Origin of the sequence: Streptomyces sp. NPDC088732, from assembly GCF_044751205.1 — a bacterium.
GTDB lineage: Bacteria > Actinomycetota > Actinomycetes > Streptomycetales > Streptomycetaceae > Actinacidiphila.
Genome location: NZ_JBIVLI010000007.1, coordinates 284,185 through 310,043, shown reverse-complemented (window position 1 = coordinate 310,043; position 25,859 = coordinate 284,185). Strand labels below are relative to the sequence as shown.

Below are 25,859 nucleotides of genomic sequence, written 5' to 3'. Positions count from 1 at the left end.
GTCAGACACCCTTCCGGAACGGATCCGCCGCGTCCGTGCCGTACCCGCTGTCCGGGGAGGGTGGCCGGCGCAGCAGGGCGATCGCGCCCGAGACGGTGGTCGCCTTCAGGCGCGTGCCGCCCGCCCCCATCCGGCCGGAGATCCGCTTGGCACCCCACTGGCCGCTGACCCGCAGCTCGTCGAAGGCGCAGGAGACGTGGCCGCTGGTGGTGTTGGCGTCCACCTCGGCGTCGGCCGGGTCAGGGATGCGGATGGCGATCTCGCCGGAGACCGAGGTGAGGCGGACCTCGGAGCCGCTGCGCGGGTCCAGGTCGAGCACCATGTTGCCGCTCACCGAGTCGGCCTTGACCTGGCTGCCGCTGCCCTCGACCACGGTGAGGTCCCCCGAGACGGTGTTCACCCGCAGGTCGCCCGAGACCGCCTGGGCCTCGACGTTCCCGGCCACCGTCTCGGCCGTCACCGGCCCGGCCTGCCCGACGAGCGTGATGTCGCCGTTGACGCCGCGGACCGCCGTACGGTCGGAGATCCCCGAGACGACCGCGCTGGCGCCGACGACCCCGACCGAGACCTGGGTGCGCTGCGGCACGGCGAGCGAGACGACGGCGTGTCGCTGCCAGCCCTTGCGGTCGAGCCACTTGAGCAGGCCCTTCCACGGCAGGTCCTCGTAGGAGACGGTGAGGGTGCCGCCGTCGTGGGTCACGATCAGCGGCGGCCCCTCCAGTTCGCCGACCTCCAGCCGCGCCGGGCCCTCATCGACGCCGACGACGTTGACGGCTCCGTTGACGATGCGCACGTGCAGGGTGTCGACGGCTCCGTCGAAGACCAGCTTGTGCGGCTCCGTGACCTTCCACTCCCGTGTGCCGGGTGTTCCGCTCATTCCGCCCCTCCTCGGGGTCGCCGGGCGCGGGGGCCGCGCCGACACCGACAACGCAACATATCGCGTCTCTCGATAGACACGATATATCGCGTAACGGGGAAGTCAAGCGTCCTCGCGCATCGCGCGGCGCCGAGTCCCGGCCGGACCGGGGTACTTGGCGACCGGTTGCCCAGGGCTACCGGTGAGCTGGATCATGCCCGCGCGGCGGGCGCGGGAAGCGCGGGGGCGCACGGGGCCGCCGCGGCCGGGCGGCCGCCGGTCACTCGTCCTCGTCGTCGTCCAGCCGGGCGAGCCAGGTGGCCAGCCGCTCCACGGGGATCTCGAACTCGGGGTTGAGGTCGACGAACTCGCGCAGCCGCTCGGCGAGCCACGCGAGAGTCACCTCCTCCTCGCCCCGGCGGTTGTCCAGCTCCTCGATGCCGCGGTCGGTGAAGTACATGGGGGTGCTCCGGAGGACTCGGTCGGGCCCGGCCGGCCCCAGGTGGGCCGGCCGACCGCTGACGGACGTTTCGCCCGGTCAGGATAGGCGGAATCGGGATTCTCCCGTGCAATGGCCCTCACGGCGATAGCCTGATCATTCGTCATCTCGTGGGGCGGAGGGTTCGATGGGGGAGCGGGCGCGGCCGATCCGGCTGCCGGACGGCACACAGATATGGGCCCGGGTGTCCAGGCTGGACGACGAGGCCGACGGTGCGTACGAGGACGAGTGGGAGGACGTCGGCCTCTGGGACACCGTGAGCACCAAGGTCGAGGGGCTGCGGGAGATGGTCGGCGGGGTCGCCGCCTCCGTGCGGGAGGCCGCCGCCGCGGCCAAGCCGCAGGAGTGGAGCGTCACCTTCGGGGTGGAGGTGGCCGCCAAGCCGGGCAAGGCGATCGCGCTCCTCGCCGACGGCGAGGCCAAGGCGAATCTGTCGATCACGCTCACCTGGCGGGACGCGGGGCAGTGACGGGCCCCCAGGGCCCGGGTGACCGTTTCGGCCAGGGTCACCTCGGCGAACTGCTGCGCCTGGTCGGGGAGGCCACCGTCGGCATCCGCGCCCTGCCGGGCCCCGGCGGCGCGGGACGGGGCAAGGGGTGGGGGAGCGGCTTCCTGGTCGCACCCGGCTGGGTGCTCACCTGCGCGCACGTCCTCGTGCACTCCGACGGGCGGCGCCGCGGCACCGGCCGCGACGAGGACATCGGCGTCGTGGTCGGCAGCCGGGTCGTCCGCGGCCGCCTCGCCTACCACCTGGCCGGGGAGTCCGCGGCCGTGCCGGCCCGCTGGGACGACGGCACCGACTCCGAGCCGTACCCGCGCGCGGCGATGGGCATCCATCCCGACCTCGCCCTGATCCGCCTCCTGGAGGACGTGCCGGACCAGTCGTGCGTCTGGCTCACCGACCGGACCTGGGTGCCGATCGGCGACGCCCACATCTTCGGGCGCCAGGACGACAGCGACGACGACCCGGCCGCCGGGCCCTGGGAGATCGACTGCCGCCTCGCCGGCCAGGACCGCGGGCAGTTCCTGCTCAACGCGGCCGCACGGCCGCGTCCCGGCGTCTCCGGCGGGCCGCTGGTCGACATGGAACGCGGAGAGGTGGCCGGGGTCGTCAAGGCCCGGGGCCGCGAGGGCACCACCACCGTGCTGGCCGTCCCGATGTCCGCGCTGCGCGCGCTCAGCGCCGCCCACCACGTGCCGGGCGCCCCCGACCTCGGACCGGCGCCCTACGACACCCTGATGCGGCTGCACGACCGGTGGCACGCCGACCGGCAGCGGCCCGGCGGCGGTACGGCCCGCACCTGGGCGGACGTCCAGAAGCACCTTCCGGCCGTCGCGCACGGCCGGAGCGCGCTGGACCGGCTGCGCGCGCTGGAACTCCTCGCGAGCCTGCCCTCCCCGCGCCACGCGGGCCAGGTGGAGCGGATCGCGGCGGAGGCGATGGGCGCCGCCGGCCGCATCTGGCCCCAGCCGCTGCCCACCTGGCGCGACGGCCACGGGGTGCTCTACGACCCCGATCCGGGCCGCGAGTCGCGGATGACGCTGCGCTATCTGCTGTTCGCCGCGGCGGAGGCGGAGCGCACCGCCCGCGACGCGGAGGACGCGGCGGGACTGGGCCACGCCGAACGGCTGCGGGAGTGGGCCGAGGAGCGCGCCCGCGACCTGGACGTCGATGAGCGCGACGCGCTCGGGCGCGAGGAGCGCCGGCTGCCCTCGTCGGTGCTCGTGGAGTTCGAGCCGCGTGCCTACGACGAGGGCACCCCCGTCTTCGACTGGGCCATCCGCCTCGGCTGGGGCGCGGGCGAGTGGACCATCGCCAGCGTCGGCAACGACGACCCCCGGGGGTTCCCCTTCGACTACGCAGTCCGGATGGTCGAGCGAGGGCTGCGCGAGGTGCTGGACGGCGCGGACGGCCCCGGCGGCACCCCCGCCCGGCTGGAGGTGGCGCTGCCGGACGAGCGGCTCGGCACCGCGGCCCACCGCTGGCTGGTCGCCCAGAAACGCGCGGTGGGCCTCGGCCGCGCCGTCGTGGTGCGGGACGTGGGGCGCCGCGGTGTCCCCGACCCCCGCTGGGAGGCCCGCTGGCGGCGGCTCACCGGCGCGGACCGCCTTCAGCCGCTGCGTCTGGCGCGCGCGGGCAGCGTGCTCGGCCGGCACGAGATCGACGCCGGGGCCGACGGGGCGGTGCCCGTGCTCTGCCTCGCCGTCGGCGACGGCCCGGGCTCGGACGCCGCCGGGGTCACCCTGGAGAGCGGCTACGCGGTCGCGGTGTGGCGCGCCGACGGGCACCCGCCCGAGCGCTGTGCCGAGGACTGCGACCTCTTCCACTCCCGGATCACCGCCCTCCTCGACGGCGGGACCAACGGCGCGGCCGGCAACGGGGCACTGCGCGAACTCCCTGGGAAGCTCGGGCAGTTGAGGGAAGCGGCCAAGGACGGGACGACCGGTGCCGGATGGGTGGCCCAGGTGATCCTGCTCTATGACGATCCGGGCAATCCACTGCCCCAACTCCTCGGCCCGCCAGTACACTTCCCTGCTTTGTGAGGCCGGTGACCCGACCGGAATCCGTCGTGACCTTCCGTATACGTGGGTACTGTCTTAACGTCCCTGTTGAGAGCGTGGACGCCGTCCGACCGCACCCACCGCCCGACCCTCTACGACGACCTGCTGGCGCGCCAGCGATGAGGAGTGCGACGTGAGCGAGTGGCTGATCTACCGTGGCGCGGGCGCTCCGCACGACGGGATCACCGAGCTGCCACCGCCCCCGCCCTGGCGGGATTTCGACGGAGAGCCCCTCGTGCCGGCCCCCGCCCCGCTGGACCCCGCCTCCGAGCGCAGGCTCGGGGTGCAGCGCCGCCAGGCGGTCCTCCACCGGCCCGGCAACCAGGAGCGCGAACTGGTCAACGCCGCGCTCTACCTGCGCCGCCCGCTGCTGGTGACCGGCGAGCCCGGCAGCGGCAAGAGCACGCTCGCACACTCCGTGGCGTACGAACTGGGCCTGGGCAGGGTGCTCAACTGGCCCATCGTCAGCCGCAGCACGCTGCGCGACGGCCTCTACCAGTACGACGCCATCGGCCGCCTGCAGGACCTGCAGATCGAACGCAACGCCGGTGGCTCCGCCTTCGCCGAGGACAGCCGCGGCGACGAACCGGGCGGCGGCATCGGCCGCTACATCCGGCTCGGCCCGCTCGGCACCGCGCTGCTGCCCTCCCGGCGGCCTCGGGTGCTGCTCATCGACGAACTCGACAAGAGCGACATCGACCTGCCCAACGACCTGCTCAACGTGCTGGAGGAGGGCGAGTACACCATCCCGGAGCTGGAGCGCATCACCGACCGCGCGCGCGAGGTGCCCGTGCGCTGCGACGACGGCACGGTGGTCACGATCCGCGACGGCAAGGTGCGCTGCAACGCGTTCCCCTTCATCGTCCTCACCAGCAACGGCGAACGGGACTTCCCCGCACCGCTGCTGCGCCGCTGCATCCACCTGCAACTGGCCACCCCCGACAAGGACCGGCTGGCCGGCATGGTCCGGGCGCACTTCGGGGAGGCCGCGGCCGAACGCTACGACACGGTCATCGAGAGCTTCCTGGCCCGCTCCCCGGGCGACGTGCGGGCCGTCGACCAGCTGCTCAACGCCATCCACCTCATCCAGCAGGCCGGCTGGACCGACGAGGAGGAGACCCGGCAGCGGCTCACCGCGGAACTCCTGCGCCCGCTCGACCGGACGAGGTGACCGGCCGTGCCCACCGGGACCGGTGAGGCCGGCCGCCGGCCCCTCACGGACCTCGTCGGGCGGTTGCGGGCGGCGGGGGTCGACCTCGACGCCGAGGGGATCGCCGACGCCCTGTGGCTCGCCCAGTGGGTCGACCCGGGCCGCGCCGCCGCCGGGGCGGGGGCCGCGGGAAACGGCCGCGGCGGATCCGAGCCACCAGATCAAGCCAATCTGCGGCCGGACCGCGACGCCACCGGCACCGGGCCGGAGCCCGGCACCGGGCCGGAGCCCGGCACCGGCACGGACACCGGCCGGACCGCGCCCGCCGGAACGCCCGGCACGGACCCCGGCCGCCGCACCGTCGACCTGCTGCCCGTGCGCACCGGCGGCCCCACCGACAGCCGCGGTCCGCTCAGCGAGATCGCGGTGCCCGCCGCGTCCGCCTTCCCCGCGCTGCTCCCGCTCCAGCGAGCGCTGCGCCCCATGCAGCAGTACCGCCCGCCGGTCGCGCCCGCGCGCACCGAACTCGACGAGGACGCGACCGCCGAACGCACCGCGGGATCCGGCCTGGTCTGGCCCGTGCTGCGCGGCGTACGGCGCCACGAGGCGGACCTGCAGCTCCTCATGGACGGCTCGTCGTCGATGGCCGTGTGGGAGCAGATGCTGCAGGAACTGCGCGAGGTCGGCGAACGCGTCGGCGCCTTCCGCAATGTGACGGTCCGCTACCTGCGGCCGCACGCCACCGGCGTCGGCGCGGCCGCCGCGCCCGGCCCCGACGAACGCCTCAGCCCCGCCGACCAGTTGTACGACCCCACCGGCCGCCGGCTCAGCCTCGTCGTGAGCGACTGCGCGGGCCCGCTGTGGCAGGACGGCCACATGCACCGCCTGCTGCGGCGCTGGGCGGAGCACGCGCCCGTCGCCGTCCTCCAGCCGCTGCCGCAGCGGCTGTGGTCGCGGACCTTCCTGCCCGCCGTGCCCGGCGTCCTGCGCCGCCGGCCGGGCACCTACCGCGCGCCGGAGTTCCGCCCGCAGCGGCGGCGGTCCGCCGTACCGGTGCCGCCCGGGGCACTGCCCGTACCCGTGCTGTCCGCGGTCCCGGCCGCCCTGGGCTCCTGGGCCCGGCTGGTGTCGGGCACCGCCGGGGTCACCCTGCGCGGCGCCGCGGCATGGGTCGCCGCCGACGGCGGACCCGGCATGCCCGTCGTGCCCGAGCAGCGCGACCGGGACCCCGGGGAACTGCTGCACGCCTTCGAGACCTCCGCCTCGCCGCAGGCCCGCCAGCTCGCCGTGCAGCTGTCCGCGGCGCCCCTCGCGCTGCCCGTGATGCAGCTCGTGCAGCGCGCCATGCTCCCCCAGACCGGGCCGACAGAGCTCGCCGAGGTCCTGCTCAGCGGCCTGGTCGTGCCGGTCGGCCCGGCCGGCACGCCGGCGGGCGCGGGGGACGCGGGCGAGAGCCCCTGGTACGACTTCCTGCCCGGTGTGCGCGACCTGCTGCTGCGCCGGCTGACCGCGGGCGAGGCGGCGCTCGTGCTCAAGCACTGCTCCCTGTACATCGAGAAGGCCTTCGGCCGCAGCGCCCGCAACTTCCCCGCCGTGGCCGTGGCCTATCTCTCGGGTGCCGGCCGCGAACCCGAGACCGGGCCCGACGCGGTGCCCGAACCCTTCGCGCGGGTCTCCGAGCGCGTGCTGCGCCGCTTCGAGCCCTCCCTCGACTTCTCCGCGGCGCCCACCCGGCAGGACCCGGAACCGGACACCCCCGCCGGTCCCGCCGCGCTCGGCGCCGCCCGGCTCGACCGGTACGAACGCGGGGGCTCCGTCCGCGACCTGCTGGAGGCCGTGCGCCTGCTGCGCGCCGCGGCCCCCGCGTCCGCCCCCGGGACCGCCGGCAGCAGGCTCGCCGACGCGCTCCGCCACGCCTGGCGCGAATGGGGCGACTCCGAAGTCCTCGACGAGGCCGAACGGGCCGCCAGGGGCGGACTCACGGCCGGCGGCGGCCCGTACGCCCGTCTTGCCCTGGCCCGCGTGCTCGTCGAGCGTGCCGCGGCGGACATCGCCACCGGACGTCCCGACGCGGCGCTGCGCGTCCTGCGCGAGGCCGCCGGCCACTGCCGGGCCGCCCTGGACGGCGAAGCCGGCGCGGGCCCGTCGCTGCTGCTGACCTGCGCCCTGCAACTCGCGGAGTGCCTGCGGACGCTGCACACCCTCGAAGCCCCGGGGCCGGCCCGCGACGCGCTGCTCCAGGAGGCCGAGGAGGTGTGCAACGCCCAGCTGCGCAGGTGGCGTTCCGCGGAACTCCCCAGCTCCCTGCTGCTGGGCCGCGGGCGCGTGCTGCTCGACCGCGCCCGCGCCACCGGCGAGCAGGCCTTCGCCGTGCGGGCCGCGGCAGACCTGCGCACGGCCGTCGGCCTCATGCGCGCCGACCAGGTCCCGGCGGGGGAACTGCGCCGGCCGCTGCTCGACCTCGCCGAGGCGCTGACCCTGACGCCCGGCGACCGGGGCGCCGACGAGGCGCACGACCTGCTCACCGAGGCCGCGGCCATCGCCCGCGAACTCGGCGACGGACCCGCCGAGGCCGAATGCCTGCGGCGCGTCGCCGAGACCTGCCGGGCCCGCTGGGACCGCACCGGCGACGCCGCTCACCTGCGCGCCGCCGACGCCGCCCTCACCCGCGCCCAGCGCCTCGTCCCGCACGACGCGCCCGTCCACGGGGAACTGCTCGTCGCGCGGGGCGAAGTCGCGCTGAAACGAGCCGAACTGGACCCGCGGAACACCCGCGTCGTCACCGAGGCCGTGCACGTCCTGCGCGAGGCCGTCGCCGAGACCGCCTCCCACGCCCCGCACGCCGCAGCCCGGCGGCTGCTCTTCGGCCAGGCCCTGCGGCTGCGGCACGAACGGCAGGGCGGCCTCGCCGACCTGCACGAGGCCGCCTGGATACTCGAACTCGCCACCCGGGCCGAGGACGACGGGACCGCCGCCCGCGCCTGGCTGGAGCTCGGCGACGTCCAGGGCCTCCTCGCCCGCCGCACGCTCTCCGTCGCCCCTCTCACCCGCGCCGCCGAGGCCTACGCCGAGGCGGCCCGGCAGGCGCCCGGGCCGCTCCTCGCGGCCCGGGCCCACCACCGCCGCGCCGACGTCCTGGAACGCACCGCGGGCGCCGCCGTGGCCCTGTCGGCCTACCTCAAGGCCGCCGACGCCTGGGAAGCCGCCGGTGCCGCCGACACCGACGAGGCCCAGCGCACCGACGACCGGATCAGGGCCCTGCGCCCACCGCATTGACGCCACATGTGTTTCCCGGGACGTCAGTTCGGGCATCCCCGTCCAGCAGGCCATCCCCAGAGGAGAACAGAGTGCACAGTCCTCCGACGAGCGGACCGCCGGAGGAGCGGCAGGAGCGCACGGAGCCGCTCCCGGACTTCTCCGGAGTCGACGTCCCGTCGCTGCGGGACGCCACCGGGCACCCGGTGCTTTCCGCGGTCGTGGCCGATCTGCTCGACCACTGGCCGGAGGAGGGGGACGCGGTGGCGTACTACGACGACAGCCCCGGCGGGCAGGTAAGGCACCGGCATACCTGATAGGTCGTCAACTGCTGTCCTGCGCGGCTGGATTGCACCTTGCCGTGCCGCGTCCGCCGCGCCGACGCTTGCCCTGTGCATGAATCGTCGCCGGGCCGGGTAGGAACCGGGACCTCAGGGAGACCGACAGGGGGCAACGTGGTCGGCGCAGCCGGTACGCCCCCGACCGAGGACGAGGCGGCGCGGCACGCGCCCTGGCCGCTGCGGCTGCTCGACGTCCCGGCCCTGCGCAGGGCGGGTACACCGGCCGTCCCCTTCCGGCAGTTCGTGCTGAAGGTGCACAGCCGCTGCAACCTCGCCTGCACGTACTGCTACATCTACCAGGGCGCCGACACCAGTTGGCGGGCCCGCCCCACGAGTGCGGCGTCCGGCACCATGCGCCGGACCGTCGCACGCATCGCCGAGCACGTCGCCACGCACGGACTGCGCCGGGTCCAGGTGGACCTGCACGGCGGGGAGCCGCTGCTGAGGGGGCCTGAGCCGCTGCTGGCGATCGCGGATCTGCTGCGTTCCGCCCTGCCGTCCTCCTGCGCCGTCGACCTCGCCGTGCAGACCAACGGCACATTGCTCACCGAGCAGGTGCTCGCACGCCTCACCGGCGCCGGCATCCATGTGGGACTGAGCCTGGACGGCGGCACCCCGGCGCTGAACCGGCGGCGCGTCGACCATGCGGGCCGCTCTTCCTGGGCGGCGGTCGCGCGGGCCGCCCGCCTCCTGAGGGAGCACCCGGAGGCTTACTCCGGGCTCCTCGCCACCATCGACCTCGCCGGCGAACCGGAGGAGACGTACACCTCGCTGGTCTCCCTGGGGCCTCCGTTCCTCGACCTGCTCCTCCCGCACGCCAACTGGAGCAGGCCGCCCCCCGGCGGCGACGGAGGGTCCGTGCCGTACGGCCGATGGCTGTGCCGGGTCTTCGACCTGTGGTGGCAGGCCGCGGTTCCGGGGCCGCCGGTGCGGCTCTTCCGGGAGATCGTCGGGCTGCTGCTGGGCCGCCCCGGAACGAGCGAGTCCGTGGGGCTCTCCCCCGTGGTGGCCGTCGTCGTCGACACGGACGGCTCGATAGGACAGGTCGACTCGCTCATGGCCGCGTACCACGGCGCCATGCACACCGGGCTGAGTGTCTTCACCGACCCGTTCGACGCCGCCCTGGACCACCCGGGGATGGCGGCCCGGCAACTGGGGGCCGACGGCCTCTCGGCGGCCTGTCGGCGATGTTCCCTGGTCAAGGTCTGCGGCGGCGGCAACTACGCGCATCGCTTCTCGGAGGGCAGCGGTTTCCTTCACCCGTCCGTGTACTGTTCCGATCTTGAATTTCTGATCCGCCACATCGCCGACCGGCTTGCGGCGGCCCTCCCGGCGGACCGTACGGGCCATTCCGGTCTCAACACGACTGCCTGCAAATCTGTCTGACGGTGCACCACATCCACTAGGGTTTTGAGCCCTACGACGACGCCTGCTCGCAGAGGGAGACGGCATGGCCGAGCAAGCCCGGACACCCGGCCCTGGCGAGCACTTCACCATCAGTTATGCGGGCTTCAACCGGCCCTGGGCCGCCTGGATCTCCCACCAGCTGGAGCAACTGGGACACCGGACCGCGATGCTGCGCTGGGACCCGGGTGCCGAGGGTCTGCTGAGCGACGCCCTGCAGGATCTGCTGCGGGCCCCCGGACGGGTCCTGCTCCTCCTCGACAACTGGTACTTCCGGCTCGGTCCGCGGACCCGGGAGGAGTGGACCGCGGCGCTGCGCGAGGTCGTCCCGCCGAACAGCGACCGGTTCGCGGCGGTGAGCGTCGCGACCGAGCCGCTGCCGGCCACGGTCGCCGCCCTGCGCCCCGTCGACCTTCACGAACTCGCCGCGTCCGAGGCACGCCGCCGCATCCTTCGCCGGCTGGACATCGACCCCGCGAGGATCCCGGCGAACGGCGCCGAAAAGGCGCCGCGCTTCCCCCTCGACCCGCCGGAGATCCGCAGGACCCCCCGGCGCAACGACCGCTTCACCGGGCGCGACCCCCTTCTGGAGAAGCTCCACGACCTGCTGACGTCGGGCGGTGACGAGGGGTCCCAGTGCGCCCTCTACGGCATCTCCGGAGTGGGCAAGAGCCAGATCGCCCAGGAGTACGCGCACCGCTTCGGCAACGCCTACGACATCGTGTACTGGGTCAGTGCCAACTACCGCGGCACCGCGCGCGAGCAGCTCGCCGAGCTCGCCCCGCAGCTGAACCTCCAGGTCGGCCAGGAGATCGGCGACCGCATTCGCGCGGTCCACGAGGCCTTGCGCACCGGCCGCCCGTACGGGCGCTGGCTGCTGATCTTCGACGGCGCCGACTACATGGACCAGGTCGAGGACCTGATCCCCGAGGGCCGCGGCCATGTGCTGCTGACCACCCTCACCCGCGACTGGTCCGCTGCCGGACGCACTCAGGAGATCGAGGTCCGTCCCTTCTTCCGCGGTGAGAGCGTCGCCTACGCGTTGCGCCGGGCCCCCCGCCTCAGCGCCGAGGAGGCCGACGACCTGGCCGAGGCCGTGGAAGACCTGCCCCTGCTCCTCGCGCAGACCACGGCCTGGCTCGACACCAACCCGATGCCCGCCAAGGAGTACATCGCGCTGATCAAGCGCGGCGAACCCAACCAGCTGGGGATCGGCATCGGTGACAACTACCCGATGAGCTTCCAGACCAGCTGGTCGATAGCTCTCAACACGCTTCGCGAGCGCACTCCCGGGGCCGCCGAACTCCTCAAGCTCCTGGTGTTCTTCTCGCCGGACGCCATCCCGGTCCGGCTGATCCAGTCGGCCCGCGCCCGCGACCTGCCCGAGCATCTCGCCACGCTCGTCGCCGACCCGATCGGCTGGCACACCGCGCTGCGTCGCCTGTCGGAGGCCACCGCTGTGCGGCTGGACTACGAGACGAGCCCCGGCCAGGAGACCGTGGTGGACACCGTGCAGATGCACAAGCTCTACCACGGCTTCCTCCGCAACGACCTTGGCGAGGACGAGCGCGACACCCTGGCCCTGGCCGCCTGCCGGATCCTGGTCCGCGCGGACCCGCGCCGCCCCACGGAACCCGGGGAGTGGCACCGCTACGCCGAGCTGTTCCCGCACCTCAAGCACTCCGGGGCGCTGGAGAGTGGCGACGAGGACGTGCAGGACCTCGTCCTCAACTGCATCAACTACCTCAGGACGCGAGGCGAGTACCGCACCGGGCTCGCCCTGTGCGAGCAGGCGCTGGCACGGTGGCGCGGCCGCATCCCGCCGACCCGCCGCATCATGCTGATCGCGATGACGCTGCACACCAACCTGCTGCGCAGGTCCGGCCGTTACCGCGAGGCCGAGGCGGTGGGCCGTTCGGTGGTGCACGCCTTCGCGGACCGGACCCCGGACGACCCCGACCTGCTGACCGCCCGCAACGCACTGGGCGGTGCCCTGCTGGCCCTGGGCCGGTTCCGTGAGGCACGCGAGCTCTACGACGACATGCACCGGCAGTACCAGCACACCGTCGGACCCGAGAGCCCGCGCACGCTCCAGGCGCGGGAGAACCTGGGACTCGCCCTCGGACTCCTCGGCCGCTACGAGGAGGCGCTGGAGGCGCACGACGACAACGTGGTCGTGCGCACCAGGCTCTACCGGGCCGACAACCCCGACACGCTCCGCTCCGGCCTGTCCTCCGCCTGGATGCAGCGGCTGCTGGGTCGGTACACCGAGGCCATGTCCAAGCAGGAGCTCAATGTTCGCCTGCACCGGCAGCGCCTCGGCGCGAACAACCCCGAAACACTGAGGGCCGAGCACAACCTGGCCCTGTGCATGCGTCGTCAGGGTGATCTGGCGGGCGCCGAGGCCCTGATGAGCAGCGTGGTGGCACGCTGTGCCCAGGTGCAGGGGCCCCGTCACCCGGAGACGCTGATGGTGCAGGCGGACTTCGCCACCTTCACTCGTGAGCACGGCAATCTCGACCAGAGCCGCGAGCTGTCCGAGCGGGTCGCGGAGCGCTACCGCGAACTGGTGGGCGAGGATCATCCGTACGCCATCGGCACCTACGGCAACACCGGTCTGGTGCTGTGGGAGTACGGAGAGCGCGAAGCCGCCCTCGACATCGCCGAACGCGCACTGGTCGCCATGCGCCGGTCCGTGGGCGACGACCACCCCTGGGCTCTGGGCTGCGCCCTCAACACCTCGGGCGCCCGGCACTTGGCGGGCCACGAGGAGGACGCCCTCGAGTTGAGCCGCCACAACCTCCAGCAGGCCGTGCGCATCATGGGCGACACCCACCCCCTGACGCTTTCCTGCAAGGCGGCCGTCGCCGACGACCTGAGGACCCTGCGGCGTGCCGAGGAGGCGAACAAGCTGGAGCGGGAAGCCCTGCAGCAGCTGACCGACACCCTTGGCCCCCAGCACCCGCACACCATGTCCGTGCGCCGCCGCGAGCGGCCGTACTGGGACTTCGAACCCCAACCCATCTGAAAGGCGCGACGACGATGCACGACACCCATGAGCCGGTCCCCTCGGACGAGGCGCTGCCGGACCTGTCGGGTCTGGCGTTGAGTTCGCTGGCCGGCCATGCGGGACGCCCCGCGCTCAGCTCGCTGGCGTCGGTGCTGCTGCCGCGGGCCGAGGCCGGCGGGACGATGGTGGCCTTCTACGAAGACGGCATTTTCATCGCCTGATCAGTCGTTCGTTCGCGCAGCCCTTATGTGGCCCCTGCAGACCCTGGACGTCGCCGAGGTGCGGCGTGCGGGCATCGCCCCTGTGCCGTTCCGGCAGTTCGTGCTGAAGGTGCACAGCCGGTGCAATCTGGCGTGCACGTATTGCTATGTCTACCGGGGTGCGGACGAGAGCTGGCGGGACCGTCCGGCGCGGGTGCCGGAGGACGTGGTGGCCCGGACGGCGGAGCGGATCGCGGAGCACGCGCGGACGCACAACCTGTCCGCGGTCCACGTCAATCTGCACGGCGGTGAGCCGTTGCTCGCCGGCCCCGCCCCGCTCGTCGGGTACACCGAGACGGTGCGCCGGGAGGTGCGGGCCCGGGTGCCGGAGTGCCAGGTGCACGCCTCCGTGCAGACCAACGCCACGCTGCTGACGGAGACGGCCGTCGCGACGCTGGCGGACGCCGGGATCCGCATCGGGGTGAGCCTGGACGGGGGGACGGCCGCGCTCAACCACCGTCGCGTGGGCCACAACGGGCGTCCGTCCTGGCCCGCCGCGACCCGCGGGCTGCGGCACCTGGCCCGGCGCCCGGAGGCCTACGCGGGGGTGCTGTGCACCATCGACCTCGCCTCCGACCCCGTCGAGGTCTACGAGTCGCTGGCGGCACTGGAACCCCCCTCGATGGACCTGCTCCTGCCGCACGCCAACTGGTCGGCCCCGCCGCCCGGCAAGCCGGCCGGCCGCGCGCCGGCCCGGGGCGGCGCGACCCCGTACGCCGACTGGCTGATCCGCGCCTTCGACCGCTGGTTCGAGGAGACGGCCGGCGCGCCGCCGGTCCGGCTCTTCGCCGAGATCGCCGGGCTTCTCCTGGGACTGCCCAGCGGCGCCGAGGCCGTCGGCACCTCACCGGTAGCGGCGGTGGTCATCGACACCGACGGCGCCATCGAGCAGGTCGATTCCCTCAAGACCGCGTACGAGGGCGCCCCCGCCACCGGCCTCGATGTCTTCCGCAACGCGTTCGACGACGCCCTGGACCACCCCGGTGTCGTCGCCCGCCAGCTCGGCAGGGACGCCCTCGCCCCCACCTGCGGCACGTGTCCCGTCGTGGACGTCTGCGGGGCGGGCAACTACGCCCACCGCTATCTGGCAGGGCAGGGTTTCCGCAACCCTTCCGTCTACTGCGCCGATCTGGAGAAGCTCATCCGGCACGTGGCGTCCCGACTCCGGGACGCGGCGGGCCAGATGTCCTGACGGATCGTCACGCATTGGTCCGCGAAACACCCGAGGGGCCCCGCACTCGGTGAGTGCGGGGCCCCTCGCGTGGTGTCGCTCAGTGGTGCCTCAGAGCTCGAAGACCTCGTGCACCAGCTGCTCCTGCTCCGCCTGGTGGCGCTTGGCGGAGCCGACCGCCGGCGACGAGGAGGCCGGGCGCGAGACGCGACGCAGCCGGTCGGCGTTGTCGGGGGCGGCGCCCAGGACCAGGTCGAGGTGGTCGATGAGGTTGAGGGCGATGAAGGGCCAGGCACCCTGGTTGGCCGGCTCGTCCTGGGCCCAGATGTACTTCTGGGCCTTGGTGAACGGGGCCAGGGCGGCCTGGATCTCCAGGCCCGGGAGCGGGTAGAGGCGCTCGATCCGGATGAGGGCGGTGTCGAAGGCACCGCGCTTCTCCCGCTCGGCGACGAGGTCGTAGTAGACCTTGCCGGAGCAGAAGACGACCTTGCGGACCTCTTCCGGCCTGACGGCGGAGTCGCCGATGACCGGCTGGAACTGACCGGAGGTGAACTCCTCGGTCGTCGACGTCGCCGCCTTCAGACGCAGCATCGACTTCGGGGTGAAGACGATGAGCGGCTTGTGGTGCGGGTTGTGGACCTGCCACCGCAGGAGGTGGAAGTAGTTCGCCGGGGTGGTCGGAACCGCCACCGTCATGTTGTTCTGCGCGCACAGCTGGAGGAAGCGCTCGATGCGGGCGGACGAGTGGTCCGGGCCCTGGCCCTCGTAGCCGTGCGGGAGGAGCAGGGTGACGCCGGAGGTCTGGCCCCACTTCTGCTCGGCGGAGGAGATGAACTCGTCGACGACGGTCTGCGCGCCGTTGACGAAGTCGCCGAACTGGGCCTCCCAGGCGACGAGCGCGTCCGGGCGGGCGAGCGAGTAGCCGTACTCGAAGCCCATGGCCGCGTACTCGCTGAGCAGCGAGTCGTAGATGTTGTAGCGCGCCTGGTCCTCGGAGAGGTAGAGCAGCGGGGTGTAGTCCTCGCCGGTCTCCCGGTCGACCAGGACGGCGTGCCGCTGGCCGAAGGTGCCGCGGCGGGAGTCCTGGCCGGCGAGCCGGACCGGGGTGCCCTCCATCAGCAGGGAGCCGATGGCGAGGGTCTCGCCCATGGCCCAGTCGATGGTGCCGTCCTCGACCATGGCCGCGCGGCGCTGCAGCTGCGGCAGCAGACGCGGGTGGACGGTGATCCGCTCCGGGATGTTGACCTGCGAGGCCGCGATCCGCTTGACGGACTCCTGGCTGATCGCGGTGGCGACCGGGACCGGGAACTCCGGCCCGGCCGGCGTGTCCTGCTCCGCCTGCGAGGTGGCGGGCGCGGTGGCCTCGCGGACCTCGGTGAAGACCTTCTCCAGCTGGCCCTGGTAGTCCTGCAGGGCCTGCTCGGCCTCTTCCAGGGTGATGTCGCCGCGGCCGATCAGGGACTCGGTGTAGAGCTTGCGCACCGAGCGCTTCTTGTCGATCAGGTCGTACATCAGCGGCTGGGTGAAGGACGGGTTGTCGGCCTCGTTGTGACCGCGGCGGCGGTAGCAGATGAGGTCGATGACGACGTCCTTGTTGAACGCCTGGCGGAACTCGAAGGCCAGCCGCGCGACGCGGACCACGGCCTCCGGGTCGTCGCCGTTGACGTGGAAGATCGGTGCCTCGATCATGCGCGCGACGTCGGTGCTGTACATCGACGAGCGCGAGGACTCCGGGGCGGCGGTGAAGCCGACCTGGTTGTTGATCACCACGTGCACGGTGCCGCCGGTGCGGTAGCCGCGCAGCTGCGACATGTTGAGGGTCTCCGCCACGACGCCCTGGCCGGCGAAGGCCGCGTCGCCGTGGAGCACGACCGGCATGACCGTGAAGTCGGTGCCGCCCTTGCCGATGACGTCCTGCTTGGCGCGGGCGATGCCCTCGACGATCGGGTCGACCGCCTCCAGGTGCGAGGGGTTGGCGGCCAGCGAGACGGTGATCTGCTCGCCGTCCAGACCGGTGAAGGTGCCCTGGGCGCCCAAGTGGTACTTCACGTCGCCGGAGCCGTGCATCGACTTCGGGTCGAGGTTGCCCTCGAACTCGCGGAAGATCTGCGCGTACGACTTGCCGACGATGTTGGCCAGCACGTTCAGCCGGCCGCGGTGGGCCATGCCGATGACGACCTCGTCCAGGCGCGACTCGGCGGCCGCGTCGATGACGGCGTCGAGCAGCGGGATGACGGACTCGCCGCCCTCCAGCGAGAAGCGCTTCTGGCCGACGTACTTGGTCTGCAGGAACGTCTCGAAGGCCTCGGCGGCGTTGAGCCGGCGCAGGATCCGCAGCTGCTCGTCGCGCTCGGGCTTGGTGTGCGCGCGCTCGACGCGGTCCTGGATCCACCGGCGCTGCAGCGGGTCCTGGATGTGCATGAACTCGATGCCGACGGTGCGGCAGTACGAGTCGCGCAGCACGCCGAGGATGTCGCGCAGCTTCATCAGGGACTTGCCGGCGAAGCCGCCGACCGCGAACTCGCGCTCCAGGTCCCACAGGGTGAGCCCGTGCTCGGTGATGTCGAGGTCGGGGTGCTTGCGCTGCTTGTACTCCAGCGGGTCGGTGTCGGCCATGACGTGGCCGCGGACCCGGTAGGAGTGGATCAGCTCGAAGACGCGGGCGGCCTTGGTGACGTCGTCGTCGTGGCTGGCGTCGATGTCCTTGAGCCAGCGGACCGGCTCGTAGGGGATGCGCAGCGCCTCGAAGATGTCGTCGAAGAAGTTGTTCTCGCCCAGCAGCAGCTGGTTCATGATCCGCAGGAACTCGCCGGACGCGGCACCCTGGATGACCCGGTGGTCGTAGGTGCTGGTCAGCGTCATGACCTTGGCGATGCCCAGCTTGTTCAGGGTGTCCTGCGACGTGCCCTGGAACTCGGCCGGGTAGTCCATCGAGCCGACGCCGAGGATCACCGACTGCCCGGGCATCAGGCGCGGCACCGAGTGGACGGTGCCGATGCCGCCGGGGTTGGTCAGGGAGACCGTGACACCCGTGAAGTCGTCCATGGTCAGCTTGCCCACGCGGGCGCGGCGGACGATGTCCTCGTAGGCCTGCCAGAACTCGAAGAAGTTCAGGGTCTCGGCCTGCTTGATCGCCGCGACGACGAGCTGCCGGTCGCCGTTGGGCTTGACCAGGTCGATGGCCAGGCCCAGGTTGACGTGCTCGGGCTTGACCAGCGTCGGCTTGCCGTCCTTCTCCGCGAAGGACCAGTTCATCGCGGGCATGATCTTCAGCGCCTGCACCATGGCGTAGCCGATGATGTGCGTGAAGGAGACCTTGCCGCCGCGGGCGCGCTTGAGGTGGTTGTTGATGACGATGCGGTTGTCGAACAGCAGCTTCACCGGGACGGCGCGCACGGACGTGGCCGTGGGCAGCTCCAGCGAGGCGTGCATGTTCTTCGCCACGGCCGCGGACGGACCGCGCAGCGTCACGAACTCCGGGCCCGCCGCGTTCGCGGCGGCCGCTGCCTTGGGGGCTGGGGTCGGCTGCTGCGCAGGGGTGGGCTTCACCACGGCCGGCTTCGGCGGGGCGGGAGCCTCGGCGACCGGCGCGGGGGCCGGGGCAGCCGGCGCCACGGGGGCAGGCGCGGCCGCGGCCGGGGTCACCGGCGCGGGGGCCGGGGCCACCGGGGCGGGCGCCGCCGGAGCCGGAGCTGCCGGGGCGGGCGCCGGCGGGGCGGCCGGAGCTGCTGCGGGGGGCGTCTGAGGACGGCCCGTGGCGACCGCGGAACCCGTATCCGCTCCCGGCTTGTAGTCGGCGAAGAAGTCCCACCAGGCTCGGTCGACCGAGTTCGGGTCCTGGAGGTACTGCTGGTAGATCTCATCGACAAGCCACTCGTTCGGCCCGAAGCCCGCGGCAGGGTCCTGGGCCTGCCCGTCGGTTTCGGTCCTGGGGGTACCGCCCGGCCGGAGGCTGGGGGAACTCGAGCTATTGGGGGACTGTGGCGACACGGCGGTAACCGCCCTCTTCCGCTTCACAAGGTGATGGACAGCGGGAATAAAGGCTACGCCTATCGGACCGGTTCCTGCAGGCCCGGGGGCCAGTCGTCGCCTAAGTCACATCGAAAGGGCGGTTTCGGCGCGGAGATTGGCGGGAAAGAGGTCCCGAATCGACAGTCTCGCTCCGGGTGGATCACCCCACCCGGCCGAACGGCGCACGTCAGGCCGGTGCCGGCGCGGAACCCGGAAGGGTGACGCGTATGCGGCAGCCGCGCGGGGACTCGGCGACCTTGATGTCGCCGCCGTGCAGGTCCACCGCCCAGCGGGCGATCGCCAGCCCCAGTCCCGTACCGCCGTCGCCGGGACCCGCGGTGCCGCGGTTGAAGCGCTCGAAGACACGGGTGCGCTCCGCCTCGGGGATGCCGGGGCCCTCGTCCAGCACCTCCAGGTCCAGGCTGCCGGGGCCGGCGCCGCGCCGGGCGCGGACGGTGACCCGGCCGCTGGGCGGGCTGTGCTTGACGGCGTTGTCGACCAGGTTGGCGACCACCTGGTGCAGCCGTTCGGCGTCCGCGTACGCGGTGAGCTCCGGCGGCGAGACGTCCAGGTGCAGATGGACGTCCTTGCGCGGCCGGGCGCCCGGCCCGCCGTCCTGGAGCCCCAGGCTGGCGGCCTTGATCACCGCCGACAGGTAGGGCCACACCTCGAAGCGCTTGGCGTCCAGCGGCACGATGCCGCTGTCGAGGCGGGACAGGTCCAGCAGGTGGGCGACGAGCAGGCTCAGCCGCTCGGCCTGCTGGAGCGCGGTGCGCATGGTCTCCGGATCGGCCTCGGAGACGCCGTCGACGACGTTCTCCAGGACCGCGCGCAGTGCCGCGATCGGTGTGCGCAGTTCGTGTGAGACATTCGCCACCAGCTCCTTGCGGTGCCGGTCGACGGCCTCCAGGTCGGCGGCCATGCGGTTGAAGGCGTCGGCCAGCTCGCCGACCTCGTCGCGGCGGCGGGCGTTGACGCGGCGGCCGTAGTCGCCGCGGGCCATGCCGATGGCCACCGAGGTCATCTCCCGCAGCGGCGCGGTCAGCCCGTGGGCGACCAGCTGGGAGATGAGCAGCGAGGCGATGATCGAGAAGATCGTGATGATCCTGATCTCGGTCGCGGAGTGCATCGCGACATAGATGAGGAAGGTGGTGATCGCCACCGAGGCGATCACCAGGAACTGCAGCGCCGCCTTGATGGACCGGAACGGGTCCCACGGCCGCAGCGCCGCCCACGCACGGTCCCGCAGGCTCGGCGGGGGCGGCGTGCTGTAGGGGCTCACGGTGTGGGCGTCTCGAGGGCGTAGCCGACGCCGTGGACGGTGCGGATGCGTTCCGCGCCGATCTTCCGCCGCAGTGCCTTGACGTGGCTGTCGACGGTGCGGGTGCCCGAGGCGTCCGCCCAGTCCCAGACCTCCGCGAGCAGCTGCTCGCGGGAGAGCACGGCGCGCGGCTGCTGCGCCAGGCACACCAGCAGGTCGAACTCGGTGGGCGTCAGGTGCACGTCCGCGCCGCGGACCCGGACCCGCCGCTGGGCGTTGTCGATCTCCAGGTCGCCGAGCTGCATGTTGGCGCCGCGCGGGTCGCGGGCGGCGATGGTGGCCCGCTCGACGCGGCGCAGCAGGACGTGCACGCGGGCGACGAGCTCGCGCAGCGAGAACGGCTTGGTCATGTAGTCGTCGGCGCCCACACCGAGGCCGACCAGCATGTCGGTCTCGTCATCGCGCGCGGTGAGCATCAGCACCGGCACGGGCCGTGCGGCCTGCACGCGGCGGCAGACCTCCAGGCCGTCGTAGCCGGGCAGCATGACGTCGAGCACGAGCAGGTCGGGCTGCCAGGCGGCGGCGGTCTCCACCGCGGCCGGGCCGTCGCCGGCGGTGCGGACCTGGAAGCCCTCGGCCCGCAGGCGTACGGCGATGGCGTCGGCGATCGTCGCGTCGTCCTCGACCACCAGTACCCGGCGCTGTGCGCCGGGGGTGGCCGCGACCGCTGCGGCGTCGCCCGGAGTCGGCTGAGTGGTGTCCATGTGCGGTCCCCCATGGTCGTTTGCGTTGCGCAGCAGCGTACGGGGCACGACGGTATCGCGGCTATGCGGGTGTGGTTGCCAGGTGCACGACATCCGGAACGCCCCGGTCCACGGGGGTCTCCATCGTGCGGACCTGCGTGAACCCCGCGGTCCGCAGTGCGTCCTCGAACGCGGCGGACGGCTGGGCCGACCATACCGCCAGTACGCCGCCGGGTGTGAGCCGCGCCCGGCAGGCCGCCAGGCCCGCGGGACCGTACAGCCCGCGGTTGTCCTCGGTCACCGTCCAGTCGGGGCCGTTGTCGATGTCCAGGCACAGGGCGTCGTACGTCGCGTCCGCGTCCCGCAGGTACGCGACCAGGTCGCCCTCCAGCACCGTCACCCGCGGATCGTCCAGCGCGTGCTCCGAGAAGGGCGCCAGCGGCCCGGTGCGGTGCCAGTCGACGACGGCGCGCTCGCGCTCGGCCACCGCGATCCGTCCCCAGCGCGGCTCGCACGCCGCGCGGGCCAGGGAGAAGCCCACGCCCAGGCCCCCGATCAGCACCGACAGGTCCGCGGCGTCCGCCGGCAGGGCGGCCAGGGCGGCGTCGACCAGCAGCCGCTCGGAGCGGCCGTCGGAGGTGTCCATGAGGAAGGTGCCGTTGGCGATGATCTCGAACCGTGCCGCGTGCCGGCGCAGGACCACCTCGCCGTACGGCCCCTCGCGGCGGTCGAGCGTGACGGGCCGTTCCTCTTCGTTCGCGCGCATGGGCTCAGCGTAATGAGGAGCAGGTCAGCGGCCGGTCGGCAGTCGATCGCTCAGAGCGAACACGGACCGGGGAACACCAGGGGCATCAGAAGCATTGAGTCTGCATAGCTCAACTTGATTGCTTAGGGAGAGATAATGGCTCAATCGTCTTCGTCGGCGTTCGCGCCGCTCACCCTGCCCGTGCTGCCGCTCGACGACGCGGTGGTCCTGCCGGGCATGGTGGTGCCCGTGGACCTCACCGACGCCGAGGCGCGCGCCGCGGTCGAGGCGGCCCAGGCCGCGCAGCGGTCCGGACTGCCCGGTGTCGGCAACAAGCCGCGGGTGCTGCTCGTTCCCCGTGTGGACGGCGACTACGCGGGAGTGGGCACGCTGGGCACCGTCGAGCAGGTGGGACGGCTGTCGGACGGCGATCCCGGGGCCGTGATCCGCGGCGTCAGCCGCGTGCGCATCGGCGCCGGCACGACCGGACCCGGCGCCGCCCTGTGGGTGGAGGGGACCGAGCTCGCCGAGCCGGTGCCCGCCGAGGCGCCCGGCACCGTCGCGGAGCTCGTCAAGGAGTACAAGGCGCTGGCCACCAGTTGGCTGCGCAAGCGCGGGGCCTGGCAGATCGTGGACCGCGTCCAGCAGATCGACGACGTCTCGCAGCTCGCCGACAACGCCGGCTACTCCGGCTTCCTCACCACCAAGCAGCGCATCGAGCTGCTGGAGACCACCGACCCGGTCGCCCGGCTGAAGCTCGCCACGCAGTGGCTGCGCGACCACCTGGCCGAGCAGGACGTCGCGGAGACCATCCGCAAGGACGTCCAGGAGGGCATGGAGAAGCAGCAGCGCGAGTTCCTGCTGCGGCAGCAGCTCCAGGCCGTCCGCAAGGAACTGGCCGAGCTGAACGGCGACCCCGAGGACGAGGCGGACGACTACCGTTCCCGCGTCGAGGCCGCCGACCTGCCCGAGAAGGTGCGCGAGGCCGCCATGAAGGAGGTCGAGAAGCTGGAGCGGTCCAGCGACGCGTCCCCCGAGGGCGGCTGGATCCGCACCTGGCTCGACACCGTCCTGGAACTGCCGTGGAACACCACGACCGAGGACGCCTACGACATCCCCGGCGCGCGGGCGGTGCTGGACGCCGACCACGCGGGCCTGGAGGACGTGAAGGAACGCATCACCGAGTACCTGGCCGTGCGCAAGCGCCGCAGCGACCGCGGTCTCGGGGTCGTCGGCGGCCGGCGGGGTGGCGCGGTGCTGGCCCTGGTGGGCCCGCCCGGCGTCGGCAAGACCTCGCTCGGCGAGTCCGTGGCCCGCGCGATGGGACGCAAGTTCGTGCGCGTCGCGCTCGGCGGCGTCCGGGACGAGGCGGAGATCCGCGGCCACCGGCGCACCTACGTCGGCGCGCTGCCCGGCCGGCTCGTGCGCGCCATCAAGGAGGCCGGGTCGATGAACCCGGTGGTCCTGCTGGACGAGATCGACAAGGTGGGCTCCGACTACCGCGGCGACCCGTCCGCGGCCCTGCTGGAGGTCCTGGACCCGGCCCAGAACCACACCTTCCGGGACCACTACCTGGAGGTCGAACTGGACCTGAGCGACGTGGTGTTCCTCGCCACCGCCAACGTCCTGGAGGCCATCCCGGAGCCGCTGCTGGACCGCATGGAACTGGTGCGGCTGGACGGCTACACCGAGGACGAGAAGGTCGTCATCGCCCGCGACCACCTGCTGCCGCGCCAGCGCGAGCTGGCCGGGCTCGGCGAGGACGAGGTCACCGTCGACGACGCGGCCCTGCGCAAGCTGGCCGGGGAGTACACCCGCGAGGCGGGCGTGCGCACCCTGGAGCGGTCGATCGCCCGCATCCTGCGGAAGGTCGCGGCCAAGCACGGATTCGGCGAGCGCGAGCTGCCCTTCACCGTCACCCCGGAGGAGCTGCGGGACCTCATCGGGCGGCCGCACCACGTGCCGGAGTCGGCGCAGGACCCGCAGGAGCGGCGCACGGCGGTGCCGGGCGTGTCCACGGGCCTGGCGGTCACCGGCGCCGGCGGCGACGTCCTCTACATCGAGGCGTCGCTGGCCGACCCGGAGACCGGCGGCAGCGGGCTGCAGCTGACCGGACAGCTGGGCGACGTGATGAAGGAGTCCGCGCAGATCGCGCTCTCCTTCCTGCGCTCGCACGGCGCCGAACTGGAACTGCCGGTCGGCGACCTGAAGGAGCGCGGCGTCCACATCCACGTCCCCGCGGGCGCGGTCCCCAAGGACGGCCCGAGCGCGGGTGTCACCATGACCACCGCGCTGGCCTCGCTCCTGTCGGGACGCCGGGTCCGCACCGACGTGGCGATGACCGGCGAGGTGTCGCTGACCGGGCGCGTACTGCCCATCGGCGGCGTCAAGCAGAAGCTGCTGGCGGCGCACCGCGCCGGGATCACCACCGTCGTGATCCCCAAGCGGAACGAGGCGGATCTGGACGACGTCCCCGCCGAGGTCCTGGAGAAGCTGGAGGTCCACGCGGTCTCGGACGTCCGGCACGTGCTGAAGCTGGCCCTGGAGCCCGCCGTCACCGACGCGGACTCCGGCCTGGAGGCCTCGATCGCGGCGTGAGCGGGGCCGCGTCCGGAGGAGAGAAGAGAGCGGAAGAGAGCGGCCCCTCCCCTGCGCCCGGGGAGGGGCCGCTCTCGCGCCCGGAGGCCGCCGCGCCCGGTGGGGAAGTGACACCGGCGACGGATGTGCCCCTGGTCACGCCGTTGATCCACGTCTGCGAAATACTGGGGGCGCCGCGCACACCGCGGCGCCTGAAGCGAAGTTTCCGTCCTGAAAGCGGGTGACCGCGTGGCCGACACGGCCGGGTCCCACGGAGGTGCCGACCCAGTGATGGAGGCGCTCGAACGCGAACTGACCGTCCTGTTCCGGCGGGCCCGGGCCTCGCAGGGCGAAATGGCCCGCGAGGTCCATCCCGAGCTCGAACCCGCGGCGTACGGGCTGCTGGCCCGGCTGTCCGAGACCGGCCCGCAGCGGGCGACCGTGCTGGCCGGGTACTTCGGCGTCGGCAAGGCGACGATGAGCCGCCAGCTGCGTGCCCTGGAGGAGCTCGGGCTGATCCACCGCGAGCCGGACCCGGCGGACGGCCGGGCCTTCCTCGTCCATCTGACGGAGGAGGGCGAGGCCCGCTTCACCCGGGTCCGGCTCGCCCGCCGGGCCCGCTACGTCAGCCGGCTGCGCGGCTGGGACCGGACCGAACTGTCGGAACTGGCCAGGCTGCTGAGCCAGCTGAACGACTCGCAGGAAGGCGCCTGAGCGCACGCCGGCAGCGGCGTCGGCGTCCGACCGCTTCGATGACGGCGAAGGCCCCCTGTGCGGTGGGGCCGTCCGGGACCGCACCGCACCGGGGGTCTTCACGTCCGGCCGTCGTGCCCGGCGGACCGTTCACGGCGGGCGGCCGGGGCCGGGGTGTCGCGCTCGTCCTGGCTCGAGCCGTACGGCGGTGGTCTCCGACAGGCGGCGCGGCGCGGCTCGGCGCTCGGGCAGGTCGCGGGCGCGGGCGGACCGGATCAGCCGCGTGGACGGCGCCGTACTTCAGTACCGCTGGAGCTCCACGAACACTGCGGTGGCGTCGTCGCTCTTCTTGCCACGCGGGAAGCGCGTGCGGTCCGGGTCGGCGGACTCCGCCGCGCGGACCCGGCGGACGAGTTCGTCGGGTCCGGCCTTGCGCAGCAGGTCGACCAGGCCGGCCCGGTCGGTCTCGCCGAAGACGTCGGCCAGGCGCGTCGCGCCGTCGGTGAGGGCGGCGACGGCCCGCACCGACGACCGCGGCCGCACACCGGTGACGGCTCGGGCCGCCACCTCCGGGTCCGCGGCGGCCGTGAAGAAGCCGCCCTCGGCGTTGCGGAGCGCCTCGACGGCCTCGGCGTACACCGCCGCGGCCCGCGCGCGCTCCTCGCTGCCGCGCGGCAGCGCGCGGACGGCGGCGCGCAGCGCGGGCACGGGTTCGGGCAGGCGGTCCAGCCGGTCGTCGAGCACGGCGTCCACCGCGCCGGACGCGTCCTCGATGAGCAACTCCGAGTCGGATAGCACCAGATGCTCCACGCTGTCCGCATTCCACCGGACCGCCACAACGGTCGCCTGAGGGGTGCGCCGGTGATAAAGGTCACAGGTCGCGCGGTGCGTGTCGGCGGTCCGCGCGATGGCCTGCGCGAGACACTCCGCCAGGGGCGGCGCCGAGGGCGAAACGGACAGTTCGATCATGGAACCGCCCAGCTCGGAGACGTACCAGGGCACGGTGTGGCGGCAGCCGGTGGGACCGTCGGGCGGGGTGACGCCGTCCAGCAGGACCAGTGAACCGCCGCCGCCTGATGCGGGCATGGCGATCGCCACGAAGTCCTCGTTCGGGCGATCGGGGGTGCCGGGCTCGGTGGCCGTCTCGACGCGCATGCGTCCAGTGTGCGGCACCCGCTCGCGCGGCCTGTTCGAACCCCCGCGGGGGCCCGCCGCGGGGTCCGGGCCGTGAAGGCGCGCATCCTGCCAGGACCGCGCGGAGGACGCCAGTTCCGTGCCGTGACCGCCGGCGGACCCGCGAGCGGCGGTCCCGCGCGGGAGT

At 73.2% G+C, this 25,859-nt stretch carries 18 protein-coding genes; 11 read left to right on the top strand and 7 right to left on the bottom strand.

Features of this window, described 5'->3' with window-relative positions; all coding sequences use genetic code 11:
- Position 1: 1 nt before the first annotated feature.
- Together ACIP9H_RS15450 and ACIP9H_RS15445 are read right to left on the bottom strand one after the other, a co-directional pair.
- Entirely contained in the window at positions 2–877 is an 876-nt protein-coding gene (locus tag ACIP9H_RS15450) for a DUF4097 family beta strand repeat-containing protein (protein ID WP_401580474.1), read from the bottom strand.
- 259 nt (positions 878–1,136) lie between these two features.
- Positions 1,137–1,316: a DUF6104 family protein gene (locus ACIP9H_RS15445; protein ID WP_360907133.1), complete on the bottom strand. Its 180-nt coding sequence runs from the start codon at positions 1,314–1,316 to the stop codon at positions 1,137–1,139.
- A gap of 166 nt (positions 1,317–1,482) precedes the next feature.
- Between ACIP9H_RS15445 and ACIP9H_RS15440 the strand changes: the two genes are divergently transcribed.
- The 9 genes from ACIP9H_RS15440 to ACIP9H_RS15400 all read left to right on the top strand — a co-directional run bounded on the left by ACIP9H_RS15440 (position 1,483) and on the right by ACIP9H_RS15400 (position 14,529).
- A complete protein-coding gene (locus ACIP9H_RS15440) occupies positions 1,483–1,824 on the top strand; it encodes a CU044_2847 family protein (protein ID WP_401580472.1) in 342 nt (113 codons plus the stop codon).
- A complete protein-coding gene (locus ACIP9H_RS15435) occupies positions 1,821–3,899 on the top strand; it encodes a trypsin-like peptidase domain-containing protein (RefSeq protein WP_401580471.1) in 2,079 nt (692 codons plus the stop codon). Before ACIP9H_RS15440 ends, ACIP9H_RS15435 begins: the two co-directional genes overlap by 4 nt.
- A 151-nt stretch (positions 3,900–4,050) precedes the next feature.
- Positions 4,051–5,088 (top strand): AAA family ATPase, encoded by a 1,038-nt coding sequence (locus tag ACIP9H_RS15430; RefSeq protein ID WP_401580469.1) that lies wholly within the window; start codon positions 4,051–4,053, stop codon positions 5,086–5,088.
- Positions 5,089–5,094: 6 nt separating this feature from the next.
- Positions 5,095–8,343 (top strand): SAV_2336 N-terminal domain-related protein, encoded by a 3,249-nt coding sequence (locus ACIP9H_RS15425; protein ID WP_401959389.1) that lies wholly within the window; start codon positions 5,095–5,097, stop codon positions 8,341–8,343.
- Positions 8,344–8,414: 71 nt separating this feature from the next.
- Positions 8,415–8,639 carry a YxD-tail cyclophane-containing RiPP peptide gene (locus ACIP9H_RS15420; RefSeq protein ID WP_401580465.1) on the top strand — a complete coding sequence of 75 codons (225 nt, stop codon included), beginning with the start codon at positions 8,415–8,417 and terminating at the stop codon, positions 8,637–8,639.
- Positions 8,640–8,777: 138 nt separating this feature from the next.
- On the top strand, positions 8,778–10,049 hold the full coding sequence (locus tag ACIP9H_RS15415; protein WP_401580463.1) for an FxsB family cyclophane-forming radical SAM/SPASM peptide maturase: 1,272 nt from the start codon (positions 8,778–8,780) through the stop codon (positions 10,047–10,049).
- Between the two features lie 64 nt (positions 10,050–10,113).
- Positions 10,114–13,095 carry an FxSxx-COOH system tetratricopeptide repeat protein gene (fxsT, locus tag ACIP9H_RS15410; protein WP_401580461.1) on the top strand — a complete coding sequence of 994 codons (2,982 nt, stop codon included), beginning with the start codon at positions 10,114–10,116 and terminating at the stop codon, positions 13,093–13,095.
- 14 nt (positions 13,096–13,109) lie between these two features.
- Positions 13,110–13,298 carry a hypothetical protein gene (locus ACIP9H_RS15405; protein ID WP_401580459.1) on the top strand — a complete coding sequence of 63 codons (189 nt, stop codon included), beginning with the start codon at positions 13,110–13,112 and terminating at the stop codon, positions 13,296–13,298.
- Between the two features lie 25 nt (positions 13,299–13,323).
- On the top strand, positions 13,324–14,529 hold the full coding sequence (locus ACIP9H_RS15400) for an FxsB family cyclophane-forming radical SAM/SPASM peptide maturase (protein WP_401959386.1): 1,206 nt from the start codon (positions 13,324–13,326) through the stop codon (positions 14,527–14,529).
- Positions 14,530–14,619: 90 nt separating this feature from the next.
- Here the strand turns inward: ACIP9H_RS15400 and ACIP9H_RS15395 are convergent, their stop codons facing one another.
- From ACIP9H_RS15395 to ACIP9H_RS15380, 4 genes are all read right to left on the bottom strand, one after another.
- Positions 14,620–18,498, bottom strand: a complete 3,879-nt coding sequence (locus ACIP9H_RS15395; RefSeq protein ID WP_401580452.1) for a multifunctional oxoglutarate decarboxylase/oxoglutarate dehydrogenase thiamine pyrophosphate-binding subunit/dihydrolipoyllysine-residue succinyltransferase subunit — start codon at positions 18,496–18,498, stop codon at positions 14,620–14,622.
- A gap of 208 nt (positions 18,499–18,706) precedes the next feature.
- Positions 18,707–19,801, bottom strand: coding sequence for an ATP-binding protein (locus ACIP9H_RS15390; RefSeq protein WP_401580450.1), 1,095 nt, complete (start codon positions 19,799–19,801; stop codon positions 18,707–18,709).
- Positions 19,798–20,544 carry a response regulator transcription factor gene (locus tag ACIP9H_RS15385; protein ID WP_401580448.1) on the bottom strand — a complete coding sequence of 249 codons (747 nt, stop codon included), beginning with the start codon at positions 20,542–20,544 and terminating at the stop codon, positions 19,798–19,800. Before ACIP9H_RS15385 ends, ACIP9H_RS15390 begins: the two co-directional genes overlap by 4 nt.
- Before the next feature lie 61 nt (positions 20,545–20,605).
- Positions 20,606–21,289, bottom strand: a complete 684-nt coding sequence (locus tag ACIP9H_RS15380) for a spermidine synthase (protein ID WP_401580446.1) — start codon at positions 21,287–21,289, stop codon at positions 20,606–20,608.
- Positions 21,290–21,424: 135 nt separating this feature from the next.
- On the opposite strand from ACIP9H_RS15380, the gene lon reads away from it, so the two are divergent.
- Both lon and ACIP9H_RS15370 read left to right on the top strand, forming a co-directional pair.
- Complete coding sequence (gene lon, locus ACIP9H_RS15375; protein ID WP_401959383.1) at positions 21,425–23,866, top strand: endopeptidase La; 2,442 nt, start codon at positions 21,425–21,427, stop codon at positions 23,864–23,866.
- A 270-nt stretch (positions 23,867–24,136) separates the two neighbouring features.
- Positions 24,137–24,559 carry a MarR family winged helix-turn-helix transcriptional regulator gene (locus ACIP9H_RS15370; protein ID WP_401580443.1) on the top strand — a complete coding sequence of 141 codons (423 nt, stop codon included), beginning with the start codon at positions 24,137–24,139 and terminating at the stop codon, positions 24,557–24,559.
- 279 nt (positions 24,560–24,838) lie between these two features.
- On the opposite strand, the gene ACIP9H_RS15365 is transcribed toward ACIP9H_RS15370, so the two are convergent.
- The gene (locus ACIP9H_RS15365) at positions 24,839–25,693 is read right to left on the bottom strand and encodes a hypothetical protein (protein ID WP_401580442.1); all 855 of its coding nucleotides are present in this window, start codon (positions 25,691–25,693) and stop codon (positions 24,839–24,841) included.
- Positions 25,694–25,859 lie beyond the last annotated feature (166 nt).